This is a genomic window from Mycolicibacterium insubricum (assembly GCF_010731615.1).
Lineage (GTDB): Bacteria > Actinomycetota > Actinomycetes > Mycobacteriales > Mycobacteriaceae > Mycobacterium > Mycobacterium insubricum.
On the sequence record NZ_AP022618.1, the window covers coordinates 3,304,937 to 3,326,351 of the forward strand.

General features: G+C 67.8%; 14 protein-coding genes. 11 read left to right on the top strand and 3 right to left on the bottom strand.

Going from position 1 to position 21,415, the window contains the following annotated elements; translation table 11 throughout:
* The first annotated feature begins 1 nt into the window (after position 1).
* From G6N16_RS15645 to G6N16_RS15690, 10 genes are read left to right on the top strand one after another with little or no spacing between them, the layout of a single operon-like run.
* Entirely contained in the window at positions 2-319 is a 318-nt protein-coding gene (locus G6N16_RS15645; protein ID WP_083032252.1) for a hypothetical protein, read from the top strand.
* Positions 316-720 carry a GPW/gp25 family protein gene (locus tag G6N16_RS15650; protein ID WP_083032254.1) on the top strand — a complete coding sequence of 135 codons (405 nt, stop codon included), beginning with the start codon at positions 316-318 and terminating at the stop codon, positions 718-720. Before G6N16_RS15645 ends, G6N16_RS15650 begins: the two co-directional genes overlap by 4 nt.
* Positions 717-3,239 carry a putative baseplate assembly protein gene (locus G6N16_RS15655; RefSeq protein WP_083032255.1) on the top strand — a complete coding sequence of 841 codons (2,523 nt, stop codon included), beginning with the start codon at positions 717-719 and terminating at the stop codon, positions 3,237-3,239. Before G6N16_RS15650 ends, G6N16_RS15655 begins: the two co-directional genes overlap by 4 nt.
* The gene (locus G6N16_RS15660) at positions 3,236-5,779 is read left to right on the top strand and encodes a baseplate J/gp47 family protein (RefSeq protein WP_083032257.1); all 2,544 of its coding nucleotides are present in this window, start codon (positions 3,236-3,238) and stop codon (positions 5,777-5,779) included. Before G6N16_RS15655 ends, G6N16_RS15660 begins: the two co-directional genes overlap by 4 nt.
* On the top strand, positions 5,776-7,974 hold the full coding sequence (locus tag G6N16_RS15665) for a hypothetical protein (protein ID WP_083032258.1): 2,199 nt from the start codon (positions 5,776-5,778) through the stop codon (positions 7,972-7,974). The genes G6N16_RS15660 and G6N16_RS15665 overlap by 4 nt, the downstream gene beginning before the upstream one ends.
* A gap of 28 nt (positions 7,975-8,002) precedes the next feature.
* Entirely contained in the window at positions 8,003-11,191 is a 3,189-nt protein-coding gene (locus G6N16_RS15670) for a DUF6519 domain-containing protein (RefSeq protein ID WP_083032260.1), read from the top strand.
* Positions 11,191-11,712: a hypothetical protein gene (locus G6N16_RS15675; protein ID WP_083032261.1), complete on the top strand. Its 522-nt coding sequence runs from the start codon at positions 11,191-11,193 to the stop codon at positions 11,710-11,712. Before G6N16_RS15670 ends, G6N16_RS15675 begins: the two co-directional genes overlap by 1 nt.
* A gap of 28 nt (positions 11,713-11,740) precedes the next feature.
* Entirely contained in the window at positions 11,741-12,964 is a 1,224-nt protein-coding gene (locus G6N16_RS15680; RefSeq protein WP_083032263.1) for a Pvc16 family protein, read from the top strand.
* Positions 12,961-14,946 (top strand): ATP-binding protein, encoded by a 1,986-nt coding sequence (locus G6N16_RS15685; protein ID WP_083032264.1) that lies wholly within the window; start codon positions 12,961-12,963, stop codon positions 14,944-14,946. Before G6N16_RS15680 ends, G6N16_RS15685 begins: the two co-directional genes overlap by 4 nt.
* The gene (locus tag G6N16_RS15690) at positions 14,943-17,726 is read left to right on the top strand and encodes a hypothetical protein (RefSeq protein ID WP_083032266.1); all 2,784 of its coding nucleotides are present in this window, start codon (positions 14,943-14,945) and stop codon (positions 17,724-17,726) included. Before G6N16_RS15685 ends, G6N16_RS15690 begins: the two co-directional genes overlap by 4 nt.
* 49 nt (positions 17,727-17,775) lie before the next feature.
* Here G6N16_RS15690 and G6N16_RS15695 read toward each other — a convergent pair whose 3' ends face one another.
* Positions 17,776-18,750 (bottom strand): carbohydrate kinase family protein, encoded by a 975-nt coding sequence (locus tag G6N16_RS15695; RefSeq protein ID WP_083032267.1) that lies wholly within the window; start codon positions 18,748-18,750, stop codon positions 17,776-17,778.
* A gap of 174 nt (positions 18,751-18,924) precedes the next feature.
* Here G6N16_RS15695 and G6N16_RS15700 point away from each other — a divergent pair, with 174 nt between their 5' ends.
* Entirely contained in the window at positions 18,925-19,803 is an 879-nt protein-coding gene (locus tag G6N16_RS15700) for an Rv0361 family membrane protein (protein WP_234805939.1), read from the top strand.
* A gap of 77 nt (positions 19,804-19,880) precedes the next feature.
* Here G6N16_RS15700 and G6N16_RS15705 read toward each other — a convergent pair whose 3' ends face one another.
* Both G6N16_RS15705 and G6N16_RS15710 read right to left on the bottom strand, forming a co-directional pair.
* The gene (locus tag G6N16_RS15705; protein WP_083032269.1) at positions 19,881-20,249 is read right to left on the bottom strand and encodes a HesB/IscA family protein; all 369 of its coding nucleotides are present in this window, start codon (positions 20,247-20,249) and stop codon (positions 19,881-19,883) included.
* 71 nt (positions 20,250-20,320) lie between these two features.
* Positions 20,321-21,394 (bottom strand): glycerate kinase family protein, encoded by a 1,074-nt coding sequence (locus tag G6N16_RS15710; RefSeq protein WP_110810909.1) that lies wholly within the window; start codon positions 21,392-21,394, stop codon positions 20,321-20,323.
* Between the last annotated feature and the right edge of the window lie 21 nt (positions 21,395-21,415).

Here is a 21,415-nt window from a genome sequence, read left to right on the forward strand (position 1 = left end):
GATGCCCGCGCCCGTCCTGACCGCCTCCGCCACCGTGTTGTGCTCGCACGCGGGCACCGCCACCCCGGTCACGCCCACCCCGCGGGTCCTGCTCGACGGGGCTCCCGCGGTCACGATCAGCTCCCCGTACGCCATCGCCGGATGTACACTCAGCGCCACCCCGACGCCGCCGTGTGTCACCGGGCAATGGCTCTCCGGCGCGATCCGCGTCAGCTCGGCGGGACAACCACTGGCCGTGCAGGCCGCGTCCTCGACAAGCATCCCGACTGGCACCCCGATGCTGGCGGTGGCAACCCAGGCCAGGGTGGTGGCAACATGACAACCCCGGATATCGGCAACCGTCGGGTCGATGCCCGTCGCATCGCCTTCCCCTACCGGATCGACCAACGCGGCCGCACGGCGCAGTGTCCGGAGTCCGACCACATCCGGGATCTCATCGAGCAAGTGCTGCTCACCACCCCGGGCGAGCGAGTGATGCGCCCGGAGTTCGGGGCGGCGCTGCTGCAGCGGGTATTCGAGCCCGCCGGTCCCGAATTGGTGGCTACCACCCAGTATTTGGTGCAAACTGCCCTGGTCCGTGAACTCGCCGAGCGCATCCGGGTGGACAACATGGAGCTGACCGCCACCGACAACACTCTGGTCATCACGGTGGCGTGGACTCAGCTGAGCACCGGCGCGACCAACACCACCGCGGTCACGGTGCCGACGGACTCGATATGACCGCCACACGCAACACCGACCGCCTCCGGGTCCTCATCGACGCCGGCGCTTCGGCGACGGTCAACGCGATCGAGTACGCCGAGGTTCGCGACCGCGACGAAACCGTCGCGGCATTGCGGCAGCGCACGCTGTACATTCGTACCACCCGTCCCGTCCCGCACAACAGCCTGACCCCGGCGCAGATCAGCATCACCGGCGGGGATCGCATTCCAGAAGTTCCGGTGTCTTGGCTGGCGCGGGCCGACGCCGGTCCCGCCGACATCCCAGGCGGGCTGCCCACCGGCTGGGCAGCATTGGTCGACGGATGCGACGAACCCAACCATGTCCTAGTGATTCGCACAGCGCGGCGGGGCGATTTCTCCACCTACCGACTGGCAGTCAAGATGCCCGGAACGGGCCTGCCGCCCTCCGATTGGGATCCGCAGCTGAGCTCGGTAGAACTCAGGTTCAAGGTGGAATGCCCCACCGATCTGGACTGTGCCACGCCGGCCGCACACCGCGCCGCAGACCACGTTCCGGAGCCCCGAATCGATTACCTAGCCAAGGACTTCAACGGCTTTCGACGAATCATGTTGGAACGACTGGCCGCCTTGTCACCGGCCTGGACAGAACGAAGCTCCGCCGACCTCGGCGTCACCCTGGTAGAGCTGTTGGCCTACGCCGCCGACGAACTGTCCTGGCGTCAGGACGCCGTCGCGACGGAAGCGTTCCTGGGCACCGCGCGCAGTCGCATCTCGCTACGTAGGCATGCGCGACTGGTGGACTACCGCATCCACGAAGGGTGCGCGGCCCGGGTCTGGGTGCGGGCCAGGACCGATGCGACCAGCACCACACTTCCCTCCGGAAGGCAGTTTCTGACCAGGCTCAACGGCATCGAGGCGGCCGTCGTGTCGAACGACGACGCCAGAGCCAGTTCGGCCGCGTCCGCCAGTTCCCTCCCGCCGGAGGTGTTCGAGACCGTCGTCGACCACCAACTGCATCGCAGCCTGAATACCCTGCGGTTCTACCAATGGGGGCGGCTGGGCGCAGTCCTGGAACGGGGTGCCACCTCAGCGACGCTGGCCGGCCACCACCCAGATCTGGCCCCCGGAACCGTGCTGATACTCGCCGAACAACGGTCCCCGGTCGACGCCGGCCCTGCCGACCACCGGAATCGGTACCCGGTGAGGCTGACCACGGTGACGCCGAGCCAGGATCCCGTCGGAGGCCTGTTCACCGGCACACCCACCAGCACACCGGTCAACGTCACCGAAATCACTTGGGGCAGCGCCGATGCCCTACCCCGGGCGCTGCCCCTGAGCCATCCCACCCGGGGCTTCTCCTGCGCCATCGCATGGGGCAACATCGTACTGGCCGAACATGGCTCGACGGTCGTCGAGACGCTCGACCCTGAACACCCGGTGTTGCAGCAAGGCCCGTTGACCTACTCTGCCGCTGCGGCCCCCTCGTCGGCGCCCGAGACCCCGGCAGCCACCGCGACGGTTGGCGATACTGATCCCCACCGGGCGATCGCCGCGATCACCATCATCGAAACCCAACCCGGGACACAGCCGGAAGCACAGTTCCGCTGGTCCGTACAAGCGGACCTGCTGGCGAGTCGGCCCGAGGATCGACACTTCGTCGTGGAAACGGAGACGTCGACCGGCGCGGACTCGACAACCCTCAACGGCGGCACCGGGACGGCAACCGTCCGATTCGGCGATGACGTCAACGGACGACGCCCACCCCCGGATTCCACGTTCACCGTCACCTATCGGGTGGGCAACGGGAGCGCGGGAAACATCGGCGCTGAGTCGATCCGACATCTCGTGGCTCCCGGATCTGCGGTCACACACGTCACCAATCCGCTACCGGCTGCCGGTGGTGTCGATCCGGAGACGGTCGACGAGGTTCGCCGGGATGCCCCCGTACGGTTCCGCACGCCTGAACGCGCCGTGACCATGGCCGACTACGCCTCACGCGCCTCGGCTCTGGCCGGAACCCAGCGTGCGACGGCCTCGATGCGCTGGACCGGATCCTGGCACACCGTGTTCCTCACGGCTGATCGCCTCGACGGCGTTCCCGTCGACACCGACTTCGAACGGGAATTGCTGCAGTGGGTGGAGCCCTACCGGATGGCAGGGTACGACCTCGAGGTCGACGAACCCGTCTTCGTTCCGCTGGAACTCGAGGTCGCGGTCTGCGCCGGACGTGAGCACCTGCGTTCCGACATCACCCGGGCGCTGGCCCAAGCACTGAGTGCGCAGGACAATCCGGACGGGTCCCGCGGGTTCTTTCACCCCGATCTGTGGACCTTCGGGCAACCGGTCTACCTGTCCTCGATCTACCGGCTCTGCCAGGACATCAGTGGTATCGACTCGGTGGACGTGCGAGCCTTCCAGCGCCTAGGGCAGGACCGCACCGCCGGATTGCAGTCCGGAGCGCTCCGGATGGCCAGGCTCGAAATCGCTCGTCTGGACAATGATCCCAACTACCCCGAGCGGGGCCAGCTGCGCATCCGGGTAGGGGGCGGACGATGAGTGATCTGCCCTGCGCCGGATCCGGTCCCGCGCCGCGGAACCGGCCCGGATTGCCGCACATCCGCTACCGCGACCGCAGCTGGGCCGACTATCGGCAGGCCATGCTCGACGGGTTGCCGCGCGACCGGGAGCCGCTTGCCGGTCTCAAAACCGATGATGCCGAGGATATTACGATCGCCCTGCTGGATTCCTGGGCGACGGCCTGCGACGTACTGTCCTTCTACACCGAGAGGCTGGCGCAGGAGAGCTATCTGGGGACCGCAGCCGAGCGCACGTCACTGGCCGAACTCGGGAAGCTGATCGCCTACCGGATGGATCCGGGTGTGGCCGCCACCACCCTGCTCGCGTTCACCCTGGAACGCCCACCCGCCGTTGCCGTGCCGTCCACCGATCCCGGCATGGCCGTCCCGCCGCTGCCGGGAGTCCTCACCCTGCCTGCCGGCCTGCGCGTGCAAAGCGTGCCCGGTCCGGGGCAACTCCCGCAGACGTTCGAGACAATCGAACCGATCGTAGGGCGCCCGGAATGGAATTCGCTGCCCGTCGTCGCAACGGCGGTCGCCCCGCTGACACGCGGTACCAAATCGGTGTTCGTCGGCGCCGCGGATACCCGGCTTGCTGCCGGTGACGCGGTGCTCCTCGCCGGTGTCACCCCTGCCACCACCAACCTGACCGGAGATCGATGGGACCTGCGCACCGTCGTCGAGATCGAGCAGGTGCGCGTCGACTGCCTCCGGCTCGAGCTGGACCGCGCCCTGGGCTCGACCCATCCGCGCAACCCTCCGGCCGATGACGCCGCCGCATTCGCCATGCGTAAGCGGTTGAAGGTGTTCGGCCACAATGCTCCGCAGTGGGCGGCGATGAGCGGAAAGTTCCACGCCGACTATCCCGGTGGCGCCGGCCAGTGCGACTGGCCCGGCTTCCTCGGGGTTACGCCCAACGACAACACCGGGATCCGGGTCGACATCGACGGCACCCACCCAGATATCGTGGTCGGCAGCTGGGTGGTGGTCTCGCGGGAAGTCGATCAGTTCTACCGCGAACTCTACGAAGTCATCGCCGTTGCGCAGCAGTCCCGAGCGGAATTTGCTGTATCCGGGCCCGTCACCGTACTGACGCTGCGCGGCGAAATCCACCAGGAGTTCGGCACGCCGCGCGATCTCACGGTCTATGCGGTGTCCGAACAACTGCGCATCGCCGAGGAACCCGACATCCGACCGCTGGACGAGAATGTGCTCATCGTCGACGGGGACTGCACCGACCTGCCTCCGGGCCGCACACTGGTGGTCGCCCACCTTGGCAACGGTACCGCTGGCCACACCGAGCCAGCGGTGCTGCTCGAAACCGTCCAGTTGAGGGCACAGGACGGGGCGGCCCGCACGAAACTCACGCTGACCAAATCGCTGCAGTCTTCATTTCCGCGGGCCGACACCGTCGTCTACGCCAATGTTGCGGCAGCCACGCACGGCGAGACGGTGCGCGAGGTGCTCGGCAGCGGTGATGCCCGGCGGCGATTCCAGCGGTTCACCCTGCAGCAGGGGCCGCTGACCCACGTCCCGGCCGCGACCGTCGATGGCAGCGCGTCGACACTGCGGGTGAGCGTGGACGGGGTCACCTGGACCGAGGTGGATTCCTTGTGCGGCGCTGCGGCCACCGCACGCGGCTACTCCCGCGACGTATCGGCCCGCAACAATCCGACGACCGGCCAGCCCGCCGACGTCGTCGTATTCGGCGACGGGCACTCCGGTAGCCGGCTCACCACGGGCACGTTCAACGTGCGCGCCGTGTACCGCAAGGGAATCGGCGCGGCGGGCAACCTGGCGACCGGACAACTGAGCCAGGCGACCGACCGCCCGCTGGGCCTGCGGGCGGTCACCAACCCAATCCCGGCCGCGGGCGGGGTCGATCCGGAGCCCGGTGACGCTGCCCGACAGATGATCCCCATATCGACCCGAACGCTGGGCCGCGCGGTGTCGGCCGCCGACTACGCCGACTTCGCCGCCGGCTTCACCGGAGTCGCGCTGGCCGTGGCCACCGTGGTTCCGTTGAACACCGGACCCACCATCGTGGTGACGGTCAGCGGCCCTGACGGCAACACGGTGCCCGAGCACACCCTGAACCTGCTGGCCGCCGCACTGTACGAACTCGGGGATCCGCTTGCCCGGCTTCGCGTGCTCGCTACGACACACTCCACCTTCCGCCTCGCCGCACGTCTGGCGACCGACCCGGACCGCGACCGCGACACCGTTACCGGTGCGATGAAGGCCAACCTGGCAACCGAATTCGGTGCCGGCTCCCGCTCGTTGGCACAGCCGGTGCACGCCTCGGAGGTGATCGCGGCGATGGCCGCGACGCCGGGTGTCGTCGCCGTCGACTTGGATCGGCTGTACTTGTCACCGCCCGACGGCCAGCTGCCACGGCCCGGACTGACCCGCCGGTTGCTCGCACTTCCGGCCCGGCTCACCGGCCCCGCCACGGCCGCCCCGGCCGAGTTGCTCACCGTCGCCTCCGAGCCCTTCGACTGGCTGACGGAGCTGACATGACCGCGCCGACCACCGCCGAACGCCTCTATCGCTTGTTGCCTGTCGCGGTCCGCCGCCGCGACGCGGAACTGGCCGTCTCCCCCCAATCCCACGGTCCCCTGCGAGAGCTCCTCGAGGTGCTTTCCATCCAATTCGATTCGCTGAGTGATGATCTCGACCAGTTCTACGACGACCTGTTCATCGAGACCTGCGCCGACTGGACCGTCCCCTACATCGGAGAGCTGGTCGGATATCGAGTCATCGGTGCGCAATCACCGGGCATCAGCTCACTACGCGCAGATGTCGCGGCCACCATTTCCTACCGCCGGCGCAAGGGCACCGGACCGATGCTCGAACAGCTGGCCATGACGGTCACCGGCTGGCCGGGGGCGCACGTCGTGGAGTACTTCACCCGGATTGCCGCCACCCAGTACGTCAACCACGTGCGGCCGGCCGCAATCGCCGTCGCCGACCTGCGCAATCGAGCCGGTTTGACGTTGGCCACCGCGCATCGGGGCGCCTTCGACGAGAACGCGCACACCGTCGACGTCCGGCAGATCGACGCGACCGCTCCGCGCAACCGAGGCCGGTACAACGTCAACAACATCGGAGTCTTCCTGTGGCGAACCGAACCGATGCGCATGGAACGCAGCCCGCTGCGCCCGCACGGCACGGACCGCCGGCGGTACCGGTTCGAACCCGAGGGCCACGATCGGCCGCTGTTCGGGCTGCCGCGGTCCCGGTCCATCGTCACTGAGTTCGGCGCCCCCGCCGACGTCCCGCTGGCACTGGACGTGCGCTGGGTCGCCGAGCGGACTGCCGACTACTACGGTCCGGGTCGGTCAATCCTGCTCGAAATCGGCGCGCCCGCGAACCAATCCGCCGACATCGAACCGGTGCCGGACTCGGCGGTGCGGATCTGCAATCTGGGCGAAGTCCCGGACGGCAGTGGGAATTGGGCGAACGAACCGCCAGCGGGTGTTGTCGCCATCGATCCCGAACGCGGCCGCGTGTACTTCGGCACTCCGCTCGACGCCACGCGGACGCCGCTGGGCACCTTCTGCCGCGGCCAGGCGGTTCCTGCCGGAGCGCGCGCGGCGCTGCGCGCCGACCCCGGCACGCGCCCGCCGGCGCTCGGCATTGCCTCGCCACTTCCCGAGCCGGCAGGGGTACTGCGATCCGGCGGGGCGCTGCACGACGAACTGAACGCCATCCTCGCCGGCGGCACCCTGCAACTCGACGCCAACCAGCGCTGGTCGCTGAATTCGGCGATCACCGTCGGCGATGCCGGGTCGGCGGAGCCAACCACAGTCGCGGTAACCGCAGGCAGACACAGCCGCCCGGTGATCGACATCGACGGTGTCACCGCGCTCAACCTCCTCCCGCAGGCCACCCTGCTGTTAGACGGTCTGGTCATTGAGGGCGGAGCGCTGGTGCTCAACGAGGTCGGCGACCGCCGCCCCCGCACGATCGTCCTCAGGGACTGCACGCTGGTACCCGGGTGGAGTCGACAGGCCGACGGGACCGCCACCGCACCGGAGCGCGCCAGCCTGATCATCCTGGACCCGTTCACCCGAGTGGTGCTCGACGGGTGCGTGACGGGCCCGGTGATCACCGTGGCGGAAAGCAACACCGTGCTGCACAACTGCATCGTCGACGCCGGCGCGGCGACGGCGGTCGCCATTGCCGGCCGGCCTGCTGCGGCCGCGCCGCGCTCCGCCGGCACCGCCGCCGACTGCGTTGTCGGTCCGGGCACCGACGAAGCCGGTTCCGTGCAATTGCGCAACTGCACGGTGCTCGGCGGGCTGCACGTCACTGAACTCAGCTGCACCAACACGCTGCTGCACAGTGCACTAGCCGTCGGCGACCCGCGACCGGCCGCGGTCCTCGCTGTCCGCCGACAAAGCGGATGTGTGCGCTACTCCTGGCTACCCCTGGACAGCCGCACCGGTCAACGACACCGCTGCCAACCCACCCCCGATCAGAAGAATCCGGACGCCCTACGGCCGATCTTCACGTCCCTCAAATACCACGAGCCCGGCTACGGCCAGCTGTCCCGGGCCACCCCCGACGAGATTCGCCGCGGCGCGGACGACGAGAGCGAAATGGGCGCAGCTCACGATCAGTTCGCGCCGCAGCGGGAACAAGATCTCGCCACCCGGCTGGACGAGTACGTCCGGTTCGGATTGGTGACCGGAATTTTCTATGCGAGTTGATCAGATCATGGCGGAAAGGGGTTAGCAGGTGGGCACTGATATCGCCGGAGTGCGCTTCGACGCCGTCCGCAACTACAACCGGGTCATCCGACTGCAGGGCCGACTGAGCCTGGATGCCGACGACAACGAGCAGCACGCGATCTATGACCGCCGGTCCCGCGCCGCCGCTGCCGACTTGGGCAGTCCTGGCCCCCGACCCGGCATCGCGGGTACCGCCGTAGTCCCGCGCACCACACCCGATGCCTTCGCGCTGTCGGTCTCCGGGGGCTCCCTGATGATCGGGACCGGCCGAATGTACATCGACGGAATTGCCGCCGAGAATCACGGAGTTCCATCGGCGCCCGGACCCGTCCCCGTCGATCCACTGCTGGGCGGCACCGAGTACGGAACGCCGGTGCCGTACCCCACTCAACCGTATTTCACCCCGGCACCTGCCCTCCCCACTACCGGTACCCACCTGGTGTACCTGGACGTGTGGGAGCGGGAGATCACGGCTGTCGAATCGCCGGATCTGATCGATGACGCCCTAGGCGTGGACACTACCGCTCGTTCACAGGTGGTGTGGCAGGTGCGGGTACACGCCCCCGACAGCCCCGGAATAGACTGCAAAACCATCGATTCCGCCATCCCGGGCTGGATCGAGGTCATCGCCGCATCGGCGGGTCGATTGACCGTGGAAACCACCCCCGTCGACCCCGACGACAACCCGTGCTGCCTTCCGCTATCCGGGGGGTTCCGCGGCCGCGGCAACCAAACCTACCGAGTGGAGATTCACGACCCCGGACCCGCGGGAACCGCCACCTTCAAGTGGTCCCGGGAAAACGCTTCCATCACCCTGGCGGTCACCGAGGTCCTCCCGGACCACCGGCTCCGCCTGACCTCGCTCGGTCACGATGACATCCTGGGACTGCACACCGATGACTGGTGCGAAATCATCGATGACCATTGTGAACTCGATGGCCGCCCAGGAGCCATGCGCCGGATCATCGTGGACACCGACCGCAACGAGGTGAGTTTTGACAGCGCGCTTCCCGCCGAGCTCGCTGTTGATACTGCAGGCGCACTACAGCGTCACCTCCGGGTGCGGCGCTGGGATCAGTCCGGACTGGTCCGCACCAACACCGGCGCGACTGTTGCCGACCTCGACCTACCCACCGCCACGGGCATTCTGACTGTTCCCGCGGTTGCCACCCCGATCGTGCTCGAGGACGGGATCACGGCCACTCTCACCGCACCCGGTGGCGTTTTCCACACCGGCGACCATTGGATCTTCGAGGCGCGCACCGGCACTGCCTGGGTCCGCCCACTCGTGGATGCACCCCCCGTCGGACCCCTGCACCATTACGCACGGCTTGGCATCCTGGTCAACGGCGTTCCCGCCTCGGATTGCCGAGTCCCCTGGCCACCGGAGCCCGGCGGCGACTGCGGAGACTGCGCGGTGTGCGTGAGCGCCGAGGAACACAACAGCGGAGCGCACACCATCCAGATGGCCATAGACGACATTGCGGCCACCGGCGGTGTGGTGTGCCTGGGACCCGGCGACTTCGTGCTCGATCGTCCGGCGGAACTCATCAAGATCGGCGACGTGCACATTCATGGTCAGGGCGCCGCCACCCGGCTGGTCGGGTCTAACGACATTTTCGTCATCATGGTCTCATTCGGAATCACGCTCAGCGACTTCGCCGTTCTGTCCGGCGGCCTGAGAACATCTGTCCCCCTCATCGACTACGAGGGGCCGGCTGCGGCGATTCGGATCATCAGTGCCGAACGCATCCACGTCGAGCACCTCGCCATCGACATCAAATCTGTGGCGGATCAGCCGGGCCGTGCAGTCAAGATGCACGAATCACTGCTCGATGCCACCTTCAGGAACAACAGAATTCACGCTCCGATCGGATTCTGCGGCTGGGAGAACAACGATCATCCACTGCTGCTAGACAACGTCGCGATCCGGGAGAACACCATGGTGGTCGAGGCCGCCGGTGTCCATATCGACGGCCAGGCATATTTCCGCGGCGATGTCACCGTCGCGGACAATCGGATCAGCGGTTCGGCCCAGAGGGCAGCGATTACGGCACGCGGGTCGACAAGCGACGACGGTGCGACACTGGTGAAACGTAACCACATCACCATAGCCGAGGGCGCCGGGATCCTCGTCGGCTCGGCGGGAATCACCGTCACCGACAACATCGTGACAGCGCATCCACCCGACATTGCGGACATATTCGTCGCCAACGGCATCACCAGCGACCCCAACGGAGAGAAGAGCGAAAACTCCTGTCCCACGCGCATCTGTGGTAACCAGGTGTCGGGCTTCCTCGGCGCTGCCATCGACGTGCGACACGCCACCGTCGCTATCGACGTATGCGACAACCAAGTGCACGACACCGGAGATGGCATCGCAATCCGCTTTCAGGTTTCAGATATGTCGGCCCGAGTATCCGGCAACACGTTGCGCGACATCTTGTCACGTTTCGGTGGCGGTGCGCAGATGGTCGCGGGGATCCTCATCGCCGGCGCCGCCGGCGCCGAGGTCGCCGACAACACCGTGATCCGGGTGGGCCCGGAACGAAACCCCGAATGCACAGCGGTGGGCGTGCTGCTGTACGGGATTGCCGGGTGCCGGGTGCTCGGCAACGACATCACCGATGTGGGATATCCGATGGACCCGGGGCAGTCGTTCGACTGTACCGTCCTCGCGGTAAGCCGAATCACTCTGCACGGCAATCAATCGGCCCGACAACGTGGATACCCCACTGCTGACAGAGCGAGAGGAGTCGGGTTGCTGGTGCAGTCCGTGCTGGGTGATTTCGCGGCAGCGCTGAACCCCGATACCGCCTACATTGACGACCAGGTGGTCTATTCGGACGGCGGATCCTGGCTGGGCAATCCAGCCCTGGAACCGGCATGCGCCATCGATGGGAACACCTGGACGGGCAGCATCGAGCAGCCCGCCGTGGTCATCGAGACGCGCGAACATCCCGTGGTGCTGGCCAATAATATTTGCAACGCACCGGACTTCAGTACGGCGTTCACCGTCCAAATCGCGGGCCATTCGGCAGCAATTACCGGCAATCACATTCGGGGTGGCCAGCACTCGCTCGCCCTGGGGGTGTCCAACACACGGCTGAGTGTGCTCGGCAATCTGGTCTCCGCAGGTTCGATCAGCGGTCTTCCAGCAGGATTCGCACCCTTCAACATCTACGGAGTGAACTGATGCCCTACCTCATCACCGGCAAGCGGATCGGCGTCGATCGGCTGGTCGACGGACTGCTCACCGCCCGGGCCGGCACGACACAGCGGGAATGGGCGAAAACCGCCCTGATCGACGCCAATCCGGCGCTCGGCCGCGCAGCGGTGCCCAGGGGCACCCTGTTGCGGATCCCGAAGATGACGAACCTGCGGCAGGATCTCAGCGCCCTCGGCGAGGTGCTCGAGAGCGCCCGTCGTGCCGACGTTGCCGCGACCATCGCCGGGTTACCCGCTCGCGCGGCCAAGGACTGCGCCGCGGCGCGCAACCTGCAGAAACAGCGGTCCGAGCATCTCGATCGACTCGCGGCCGGCGCCGCCAATCGCGGACCTGGTCTGGGCAAGCGCAGCCTCAGCCGGCTCCGCAACGGCCTGGATCAAACTGTCGCAGACGCCGATGCCCGCGCCGAACGACTTTCGGCGGCCGTACCGAACTGGCTGGACCGCCTAGCGGCGCTCGACGAGCTGCAAGCCCAGCGACGGTACTAGCGCACACGCGACGGGAGGGTGTGATGCCATGAGCAACGCGCGGGCGGCGGCTGGCGTCACCGCGGCATTGGTCACGCTGGTGCAGCAGGCCGTCGACACCCTGGGCATCACGCCCGGCCCGGTGGTCACCGCCTCCAGTCTGGAGGACAGCGGCGATCACGGCCGAATCAGCATCACGCTGTACCGAATCACGCGAAACGGATACCTCGGCAACGACACCCTGCCCAGCCGGCACGGTACCGGGCGAATACACACGACCCCTCGGGCAGCTTTCGATCTGCACTATCTGCTCTGTTTCCGTGCCGATTCAGATTTCGACGCCCACACCATGCTCGCAGCGGCGGCCGTTGCCGTGGAGGCACAGCCCACAGTGTCGGCGAACCTGCTGGCGCTGGCAGCGGCCGATCATCCGGAGATCGTCGGCAACGACCTTGCCGACGCTGCCGAGTACGTGCGATTGAGCACCGAAACCCTCGGCTCCGACGAGGTCGCCCGGCTCTGGGCGCTGTACCCGCCCGGTTCCTTCGCTCCGACCCTCGCCGTCACTGCCGGGCCGGTGGTGATCGACTCGACCTTGGTGGCCCCGCCGACGTATCCGGTCCGCACGGTGGGCAATTCGATTCGGCCGAGCACGGCGGGCCCGCGGCTGGATACCATCGCGGGGCCCGACGGTATCGGGGCGCCGATCCGAGCCACATCCGCGCCGGCGCCGCTTACGTTGCGCGGTGCCGGATTTTGCGCCGGCGGGCAAATGGACGCACTCATCGACGGCGTTGTCGCACCTACCACTGTCGTCGACGACGGCGAGATCACTGTCGCGACGCCCATTCTCGACGCCGGCGGCCATCGGATTCAGGTACGCCGCAGCGATCCCCCGGGAGACAGTCAGGTGTCAAGCACTCGACAGCTCCAGTTCAGCGAAACCCGGGTGGCCTGGATCGTGCCGAGCATCGACGGCACACCCACGGTGGCGGCCGCGGCACCCCCGGCCATCGGCTCGGGGGTGATCAGCGCAACGGTGCACCCCCCGGTTCGGCGGGGTCAGCGGGTTTCGCTGATCCTGGACACCGACGCACGTACTCTCGTGCTGCCGTGCGCACCCCTCGCGGATGCCCCCGGCACCGGCGTGGACTTCCCCTTCCTAGACCTGCCCTCGGCTACCTATCGGATCACACTGGACGTCAACGGGGTACGCAGCATTCCGCCGGTCGATGCCAGCGACAGGTACGCACCGATAGCGGTGACGCTGTGAACAGCCCCGACCCACGCTGTCCATCGGCGACTGCAGAACTGCAGCGCTGGTGGTATCGCGAGAATCAACGCCATCTGGCGCTTTCTGCCGCTGCCGTCACCGCTCGGCTCGTCGGTGACCTGGCTGCCGCCGAGACCGGTGAGCAGGCCGCCAGGGATGTGGCCAGCGACGTATTGCATCGCACCGGCATCCGGGTGGGAATAGAAACTGTCTCCACACTGTTTGACCTGACCCGGTTTGAAACCAGCATTGTGGTGGCCGCCGCAGCCCCCGAGCTGGGCGTGGCGGAACCCGGCGGCATCAGCTTTCAGCAAGCCCTGGAGAACTTGCCGGAACCGCACTGGAGTGCGGTACTCCCGGACCGGCCGTTGCGAGGTTGGCGACTGCTGACTCTTCCGGGGTCCGCTACCGGCATCGGGATGACCAACATCGCCCTGACGCTCGATGAGCGGGTCCTACACGGACTGCTCGGGGCCCGCACCGTCGACGGGCAGCTCGCCGGGCTGGCCGAACTGGCCAGCCCGGTGTGCGAACTGACCGACGCACAGACGACCTCAGCGCAGCGCCTGGCCCGGATGTGTGCTTCGGCGGCCGGCGGGGGGCCAGGCTTCGAACCGGTGGTGCTGACCGGCGAGGATCAGTTGACTCGCCGTCAGGTCACAATCACCGCCGGCGCCGAACTCAGCTATGAGGCGCTGGTGGTGCGCGGTGACGGGCTGCGGCCGGCGACGCGTCTGCCCGAGCATCCGGCGGACCGGGCGGCTCTCACTCGACTGCTGGCGCGTGAAGCGGGCCTGGGCCGGCGACTGCTTCTCATCGAGGCCGAGAGCCTCGACGATATCGCAGAATTCGGCCGCCAGACGGCCGCGCACGGCGCTCCAGTAGTGCTCTCGGTGCCCGTGGTGTCAGCTGAGAACAGCCATTCCGATCTACCGAGAATCCTCATCCCACCGTGCACCGTTGCCGACCGCGTGGCGCTGCTGCAGGCCGATCTCAGCCTGCACGGGCGGCCGATCGAGAGCGACGCTGCGCGCGACCTTGCCGCCAGGCATGCACTGACCGCCGCGCAAGTTCCCACCGTGGTTTCCCGTGCCGTCCGATTGACCGCCGAAGACGGTCCGGTATCCCTCAACGAACTGGAGGAGGCCGCGCACTCCGCTGCCGCTCAACCTCTCTCAGGACTGGCGATGGTGCGTCGCGCCCACGCCCAACTGTCCGATCTGGTGTTGCCTGATTCGGCGCTGCGCAGCCTGCACGCCTTGGTGGCCACCGTGCGCCAGCGCGAGCGGGTGTACGGCGAGTGGGGTTACCGCACCCGGCTGCGCGGCACCGGTGTCACCGCCATGTTCGCCGGGCCGTCGGGCACCGGGAAGACCACCGCGGCCGAAGCCGTCGCGCACGAGCTGGGGCGCGATGTCGTCGCCGTGGATCTCAGCCAGGTGGTGAGCAAGTACATCGGCGACACGCAGAAGAATCTCGCCACGCTGTTCGCCGCCAACGAGGGCGGTTCGGTCCTGTTGTTCGATGAGGGGGATGCGTTGTTCGGCCGTCGCACCGCTGTGCGGGACAGCCATGACAGGTACGCCAACCTCGAGGTGAGCTATCTGCTGCAACGTATGGAGACATTCGACGGCATTGCGATCATCACCACCAATACCCGGGAGAACGTCGACTCCGCCTTTACCCGCCGATTTCGCTTCGTGGTGAATTTCCCGTTCCCCGATCAGGCCCAACGTGCGCAGCTGTGGAGCGCCGCATTTCCGGCCGGGGTGCCTACCGAGGGCCTGCAACCGGAGCGACTGGCCCAGCTATCGGTCAGTGGCGGCACGATCAGCCAGATCGCCATGCACGCAGCGTTCCTCGCCGCCGACGAAGGCTGCCCGGTGACCATGTCACATCTGCTGCAGGCCGTGCGCATCGAATGTGACAAACTGGAACGCGCGCTGGCAGCCAATGAGGTCAAGGGCTGGGTTACCCAGTGACCGAACCCCGCGATGGCAGTCGCGACTGGGTCGCGCCGCCGGCCCCCTACACAGTCGACTACGGCGGCGAGCAACGCACCATCACCCGGGAACAGTGGAGCCCGGAAGATCCCACGTTCGCCCGGATTAACCTCGGAGCGTTCAACATTCCGCGGTCCAAGGGCCCATGGCAGCAGCACTATGACAGGTTGGCGAAAGACAATGCCCTGCAGGCGGTCACCTCGGTCAGCTCCGGGAGAATCAGTGCGGCGCTGTGGCAGCAACGGGCGCCCACCGCCGAGCTGCGCAACCTGTGGCTGCTGCGGATGGGATGGCCCAGGGCCCAGGCCCCCAGCTGGTGGGAAGAAGCCGGCGGAAACAACAGCGACGGAACCGAGTTCAATCCCCGTGCCGGTGGCAAAGCCGCCCAAATCGACCACATCGTGGAACTGCAGCTCGGGGGGACCAATGTGCCGGAGAACCTTGCACCGCACACCGACACCGACAATACGGCCAGCGGGCGCGAGATTTGGACGGGTCTGCGCAGCGCGGCGCAGTCCGCTGCCACTGAGATAGCCAAGCGGCCGGGCGGCAACAAGCTGACAAGCCTGGCGCTGCACTTCGATTCGGCAAAGCAGTCGGGCGCCTATGACCTCGGGGATCCACTTCCCGAGCTGCCGGCTCCCGGTGCCTCCAATCGAGCAGAGGTGCTCGCCAGCCGCAAGGGCAAGGCGAAAACGGCGCTGCGTGTGCATTTCACCGCGGAGAAGGATCGCGAAAACCGGACGCGGCCGACCGAAGCGGATATGACTGTTCAAGCGGCGATGAACTCGACGCTGCCGGAGTACCCCATCCGGGCCGCGACCTCGGCTGTGCTTCGGGTATCCGAGACCGCAGACAAGGACCAGATCGAGAACTCCACTATTCCTGAGAACCACGCGGCTCGTGAGTTGATCAGCGGGATGGTGCTATCCCAGCTGCACCGCCCAAAGGGTTCCGGCAAGACCCACACCATCGACGCCTGGCTGGATTCACCCGCCCATCCCGCCGAGGGCGGCCGTAAGAAGACGCGCAATCCCATCAAGTTCGACCAGGGCGACAAACCGATCAAGCTCACCGTCACCGATCCCAAGGGCACCGGGAAGCTTCAAATGCCGGACAAGGGGACGGCCGTGGCCTTCACTTATCCGTATCTGTCCCGCGGCCAGATGACGCTCAAACTCAACGACGCCGGCGAACTTTCCGGACACGGCACGTTGACCCCAAGCGTACCGCTGCTGTCCAAGGTGCCGATCATCGTCGACTGGGATTCGACGGGATTGCGCGGATCGATACAGCCGCCTGTTGACAAGCTCAGCCTGCCGCCCTTCCGGATCACCGAGGCGGCTCTAACGGTTTCATTCGCCCCCGAGTTGTCGGCCGGCGGGCACATCGCCTTCGTGATCGGCAGCTTCGCCGAGGGGCGGATCACCGCCGGAGTCGACACCCGGGGGCTTTACGCCACCGGCGACCTCGCTGCCAAGATACCGGGGCTGGACGCCGCCGGCGGCCATGTCGAGTACCGACCGTCCACGGGTTTGACCGGGTGGGCCGAGGCGCGCGCCAGCAAGGGCACCGGCGTGATCCGATCCGGGTTGTTGAGGGTTGACCTCGCCCAGGGTAATTGGAGCGTCCAGGGCGAAGTTTCCGCGATGCTGCCGGGTGACTCGCCGGCCGTTCTGTCTGCCAAGCGGGTCGGCGACAAAGTGGTGTATTCGGGTCGGGCCACACTGAATGTCCCCGGCCTGCATCCCGTAGAGGTCACCGACCTCAGCTATGACGGCACACAAGTGTCCGGCAGCGCCCGTACAACATTTTCCGTTCTCGGAGCAACGGGCACGTTGGTGCTGGGTTACCGCGACGGTAAGTTCACCGGCCGCGGGGACGCTGAGCTGAAGCGAGGCAAATTCACCGGTAAGCTCGGCGCCGAACTGCATCCGACCGGAGCGCTAACCGGGACGGGTTCCGGACAGATCGAGTTCAAGCCTGGCTTGGTCGGGGCCGTCAGGCTCGAGTACGGAGCGGACCGACGGTTGAAGACAACCGGCGAAATACGTTTCCCGCCTTACACTTTCCTGCAGCCACACAGCAACCGAAGGCAGATATTTCAACGCAGCTTACCCGATATTCCGCTATTCGCCATCCCGCTCGGAGTCGGGGCAGTGGGGCTCGTGGGACGCATCGGCGGCGGTTTGGCGGTGCGGTACGGATACGGGCCGGGTGTGCTGCGCGACATGGTAATTCGCGCGACCATGTATCCGCTCGAACCGGATCATCAGCTCGAGGCGGCCGCCGAGGCCACCCTGGACCTGCCCGCCGAGGCCGGTATCGAACTGTCAGTGCGGGCCGGGATAGGGGCATCGGTGGCCTTTGCCAGTGCTACCGGGGGAATCACCGTTGTCGGTGGCGTGCTGCTGCGCGGCGGCATGTCGGCAAAGGCGACGCTGAGCTACGCGCGCGATGTGCTGATTCTCGATGCCGCCGCGAAGATTTCCGCCACTCCGATTCTCACGCTGCGGGTTGACGCCGACATCGTCATCGAGGCGGTGACCGGCGGCTCGTGGCGCTGGCCCTACAACCTGGCCGCCTATTCGTTGCCGCTCGGTGGCGAGTTCGGTTTGATCGCGCCGTTTTCCTACCGCAGTGATCAACCCCTGCGCCTACCGGCGGTAAGCGACATCCGGTGGATCGTGCCCGACATCGATGTCACGGCCCTTGCTACCCAGGTCGGCAACCGCGTTCGCGCGGCGATCAGCAGCTAGCCAAGCACGCAGTAGACAACCAATCTGTGCCAGCACGGTGTCGGCAGGCCTACAGCAGCGCGGCCTGGATGTCGCTGGCGGCCTCGGGGCCGTAGGCGCCGCGGATGCGCTCGATGCCGGCTTCCTTGTTCCAGGTCCATTCCTGGGTGCCGTCGGTCTCCAGCACCAGCACCGCCACCAGCGAGCCCAGCTCGGCGCATCGTTGCAGGCTCAGCCCGGCGCTGCGGCCGGTGAGGAAGCCGGAGCGGAACGCGTCGCCGACGCCGGTCGGGTCGACCTTGGCGGTCTCCGGGACGACGTCGACGTGCAGCACGGTGCCGTCGGGGTCGACGATGTCGACGCCCTTCTCGCCGAGGGTGGTGATCCGCAGCCCGATCTGGGACATCACCTCGGCCTCGGTCCAGCCGGACTTGCTCAGCAGCAGGTCCCACTCGTAGTCGTTGGTGAACAGCAGCTCCGCGCCGCCGATCAGGGCCCGGATCTCCTCGCCGGAGAGCCGGGCCAGCTGCTGCGACGGGTCGGCGGCGAACTTCAGACCGAGCGTGCGGCACTCCTGGGTGTGGGCGAACATCGCCTCGGGGTCGTTGGCGCCGATGATCACCAGCTCGGGGGTGCCGATGCGGTCCACCAGCTTCGCCAGCGAGATGTCGCGGGCCTGCGACATCGCGCCGGGGTAGAACGACGCGATCTGCGCCATGTCCTGGTCGGTGGTGCAGACGAACCGGGCGGTGTGCGCGGTCTGCGAGATCAGCACGTCTTCGCAGTCCACACCGACGGACTCCAGAGCGCTGCGGTAGTCGGCGAAGTCCGCGCCTGCCGCGCCGACCAGCGCGGCGTTGCCGCCCAACACGCCGATCGCGTAGGCCATGTTGCCGGCCACGCCGCCGCGGTGGATGACCAGGTCGTCGACCAGGAAGCTCAGCGACACCTTCTGCAGGTGCTCGGCCAGCAACTGTTCAGAGAACCGGCCGGGGAAGCGCATCAGGTGATCGGTGGCAATGGATCCGGTCACAGCAATGGTCACGAACGGCCACCCTTTCGAAGTTCTGCGGCGAAGGTTACCCAGGCTACCCAACCAGCCAACCAGCCCGAACTGGGGTGCGCGCCGCCACCGGCCCGGCGCCACCCCGGTTGGCCGGGTAGTTTTGCGGGGGCAGGCGGCCAGACGCCTGCCCGACGCCAATCAGGAGAACCCTCGATGCACGACGCTCCCCCGCCGTCACCGGACCCCCAGCCCGACGGGCCGGTGGGCGCCGCACCGGAGTCGGTGGACACAGCGCAGGCCGTCGCACCCGAGACCGCGGAGGCCGTCGCACCCGCGGCCGCGGAGGCCGTCGCACCCGCGGCCGCGCAGGTCCAGCCCGCGCCGTCCGAGCCGGCCGCCGAGGAGTACCCGTCGGGCTACGCCGAGCCCTATCCTGATCCCGCGGCGCAGCAGACCTATGTCGCGCCGCCGATGACCTATCCCGGCTACCCGGGCGCGGCCACCGCGCCGGCGCCGTTTCCCGGATCACCGGAGTACCGCCAGCTCTACGGTTCCAGCCCGGGCTACCCCGGCACCATGCCGCCGCCGGTGGCCTATCCGGCCCGGCGCCGACGCTGGCGCACCTGGGCCGGCGCCGCGGCGGCCGCCCTGGTCGCCGCGGGCGCGGTGTTCGGTGTGGCGGCCCTGGCCCGCAGCCACGGCTCCGGCAGCGTCGGGTCGATCACCGATGCCACCGCCAAGGACTCGATCCAGCGGTTCCTCAACGCCCTGGCCGAACAGGACCTGGAGACCATCTCCCGCAATCAGCTCTGCGGCCTGTACGACGGGATCACCGACCGGCGGGCCGACGAGGCGGTGGCGAAGCTGGCCAGCGCGGCGTACCGCAAGCAGTACTCCAAGACCGAGGTGACCTCGATCGACGCGCTGGTGCCGACGTCGGACCTGGCCGCCCAGGTGCTGTTCACCATGAAGGCCACCCCGGCCGGAAGTCAGCGCGGGACCGCCGAGCGTCAGGGCATCGCGCAGGTACAGCTGGTCAAGGACCAGGTGCTGACCTGCTCGTACATCCCGCACGTCGCGATGACCTTCTGATCCGCACAGCCTGACCCGCACAACGCAGCGCGGCCGCACCCGGATCGGGTGCGGCCGCGCTGTGCTGTGCTGTGAGGTCAGTTGAACGAGTCGCCGCAGGCGCACGAGCCGGTGGCGTTGGGGTTGTCGATGGTGAACCCCTGCTTCTCGATGGTGTCAACGAAGTCGATGACGGCGCCCTGCACGTAGGGGGCGCTCATCCGGTCCACGGTCAGGTTGACCCCGGCGAAGTCGACGACCAGGTCGCCGTCGAGGCTGCGGTCGTCGAAGAACAGGTTGTAGCGCAGGCCCGCGCAGCCGCCGGGCTGGACCGCGATGCGCAGCGCCAGGTCGTCGCGACCTTCCTGGTCGAGCAGCGAGCGTGCCTTGCTCGCCGCCGCCTCGGTCAGGGTTACGCCGTGTGCCTCGGTTGCGGCCTGAGTAGCCGCGTCGTCCTGAACAGTCATTGTTTCTCCTCGATTGCGCGGCGCACCGGCCGCGGAATGTCCAGCTGCTTTAACGGTACCCCGAATGCCGGTTATTCCCGAGTCGCCCACCCGTCGACGCCCTCGGCGGTGACTAGGGCCAGGCCGTGCAGCTGGTTCGCGGCGTCGTCGATGGCCAGGCGCAACGAGCCCGCGTAGTCCACCAGCGAGGCCGCCCGGGCCACCCCGGCGGCGTTCAGTGTCCGCTCGTCGAGGTCGACCTGCCCGGCCAGCACCACCACCGGTACCAGGCGGCGACCGGCCGCGACGGCCAGCGCGCTGATCACCTTGCCGTGCAGCGACTGGTCGTCGATCCGGCCCTCCCCGGTGACGATCAGGTCGCTGCCGTCGATATCGGCGCGCAGCCCGGTGTGATCGGCGATGACGGCCGCGCCGGACTCGCGGCGCGCGCCGAGCGCCAGCAGCGCCGCACCCAGTCCCCCGGCGGCCCCGGCACCCGGCAGCCCGGATACCGGCCCGGCGCCCATCCCGTCGAGCACGACCGCCCATTCGGCCAGCCGGTCTTCGAGTTGCGCGACGGTGTCGGCGTCGGCGCCCTTCTGCGGCCCGAACACCGTCGCGGCACCGCCGGGGCCCAGCAGCGGGTGTTCGACGTCGGTGGCGGCGATGAGCTCGACGCCGGACAGACGGGCCCGGGCGTCCACGGGACCACCGAGCGCCTCGATCATGCCCCGGCCGCCGTCGGTGCAGCAGCTGCCGCCCAGCCCGACGACGATCCGGCGCGCCCCGCCGTCGCACGCCGCCGCGATCAGGTCTCCGACGCCCCCGCTGTGCGCGGCCAGCGCGGTGTGCGGCGTGGGCGGTCCGGGCAGCAGCGCCAGCCCGCAGGCCTGCGCGGATTCCAGGTAGGCGGTGTCGCCGATGGACACCCAGTCGGCGTCGACGGTGTCGGCCAGCGGGCCGGCGACCGGTACCCGGTGCCTGGTGCCGTTTCGGGCGGCCAGCACGTCGACGAACCCCGGGCCACCGTCGGACTGCGGCGCCAGCTTCAACACGTCGTCGGGCCGCGCGCTCCGCCAGCCCGCCGCGATGGCCTCGGCGGCCGCCACCGCGGTCAGGCTGTCACCGAAACAGTCCGGAGCGATCAGCACGCGCAGCACGGTCATCCCGGCAGGGTACGGTGATCT

What these genes read in the sequence shown, in the direction of transcription:
- G6N16_RS15650 (WP_083032254.1), top strand. Translation starts at nt 316, where the DNA reads ATGACAACCCCGGATATCGGCAACCGTCGGGTCGATGCCCGTCGCATC.
- G6N16_RS15680 (WP_083032263.1), top strand. Translation starts at nt 11,741, where the DNA reads ATGAGCAACGCGCGGGCGGCGGCTGGCGTCACCGCGGCATTGGTCACG.
- G6N16_RS15700 (WP_234805939.1), top strand. Translation starts at nt 18,925, where the DNA reads ATGCACGACGCTCCCCCGCCGTCACCGGACCCCCAGCCCGACGGGCCG.
- G6N16_RS15645 (WP_083032252.1), top strand. Translation starts at nt 2, where the DNA reads ATGCCCGCGCCCGTCCTGACCGCCTCCGCCACCGTGTTGTGCTCGCAC.
- G6N16_RS15665 (WP_083032258.1), top strand. Translation starts at nt 5,776, where the DNA reads ATGACCGCGCCGACCACCGCCGAACGCCTCTATCGCTTGTTGCCTGTC.
- G6N16_RS15675 (WP_083032261.1), top strand. Translation starts at nt 11,191, where the DNA reads ATGCCCTACCTCATCACCGGCAAGCGGATCGGCGTCGATCGGCTGGTC.
- G6N16_RS15660 (WP_083032257.1), top strand. Translation starts at nt 3,236, where the DNA reads ATGAGTGATCTGCCCTGCGCCGGATCCGGTCCCGCGCCGCGGAACCGG.
- G6N16_RS15705 (WP_083032269.1), bottom strand. Translation starts at nt 20,249, where the DNA reads ATGACTGTTCAGGACGACGCGGCTACTCAGGCCGCAACCGAGGCACAC.
- G6N16_RS15710 (WP_110810909.1), bottom strand. Translation starts at nt 21,394, where the DNA reads ATGACCGTGCTGCGCGTGCTGATCGCTCCGGACTGTTTCGGTGACAGC.
- G6N16_RS15655 (WP_083032255.1), top strand. Translation starts at nt 717, where the DNA reads ATGACCGCCACACGCAACACCGACCGCCTCCGGGTCCTCATCGACGCC.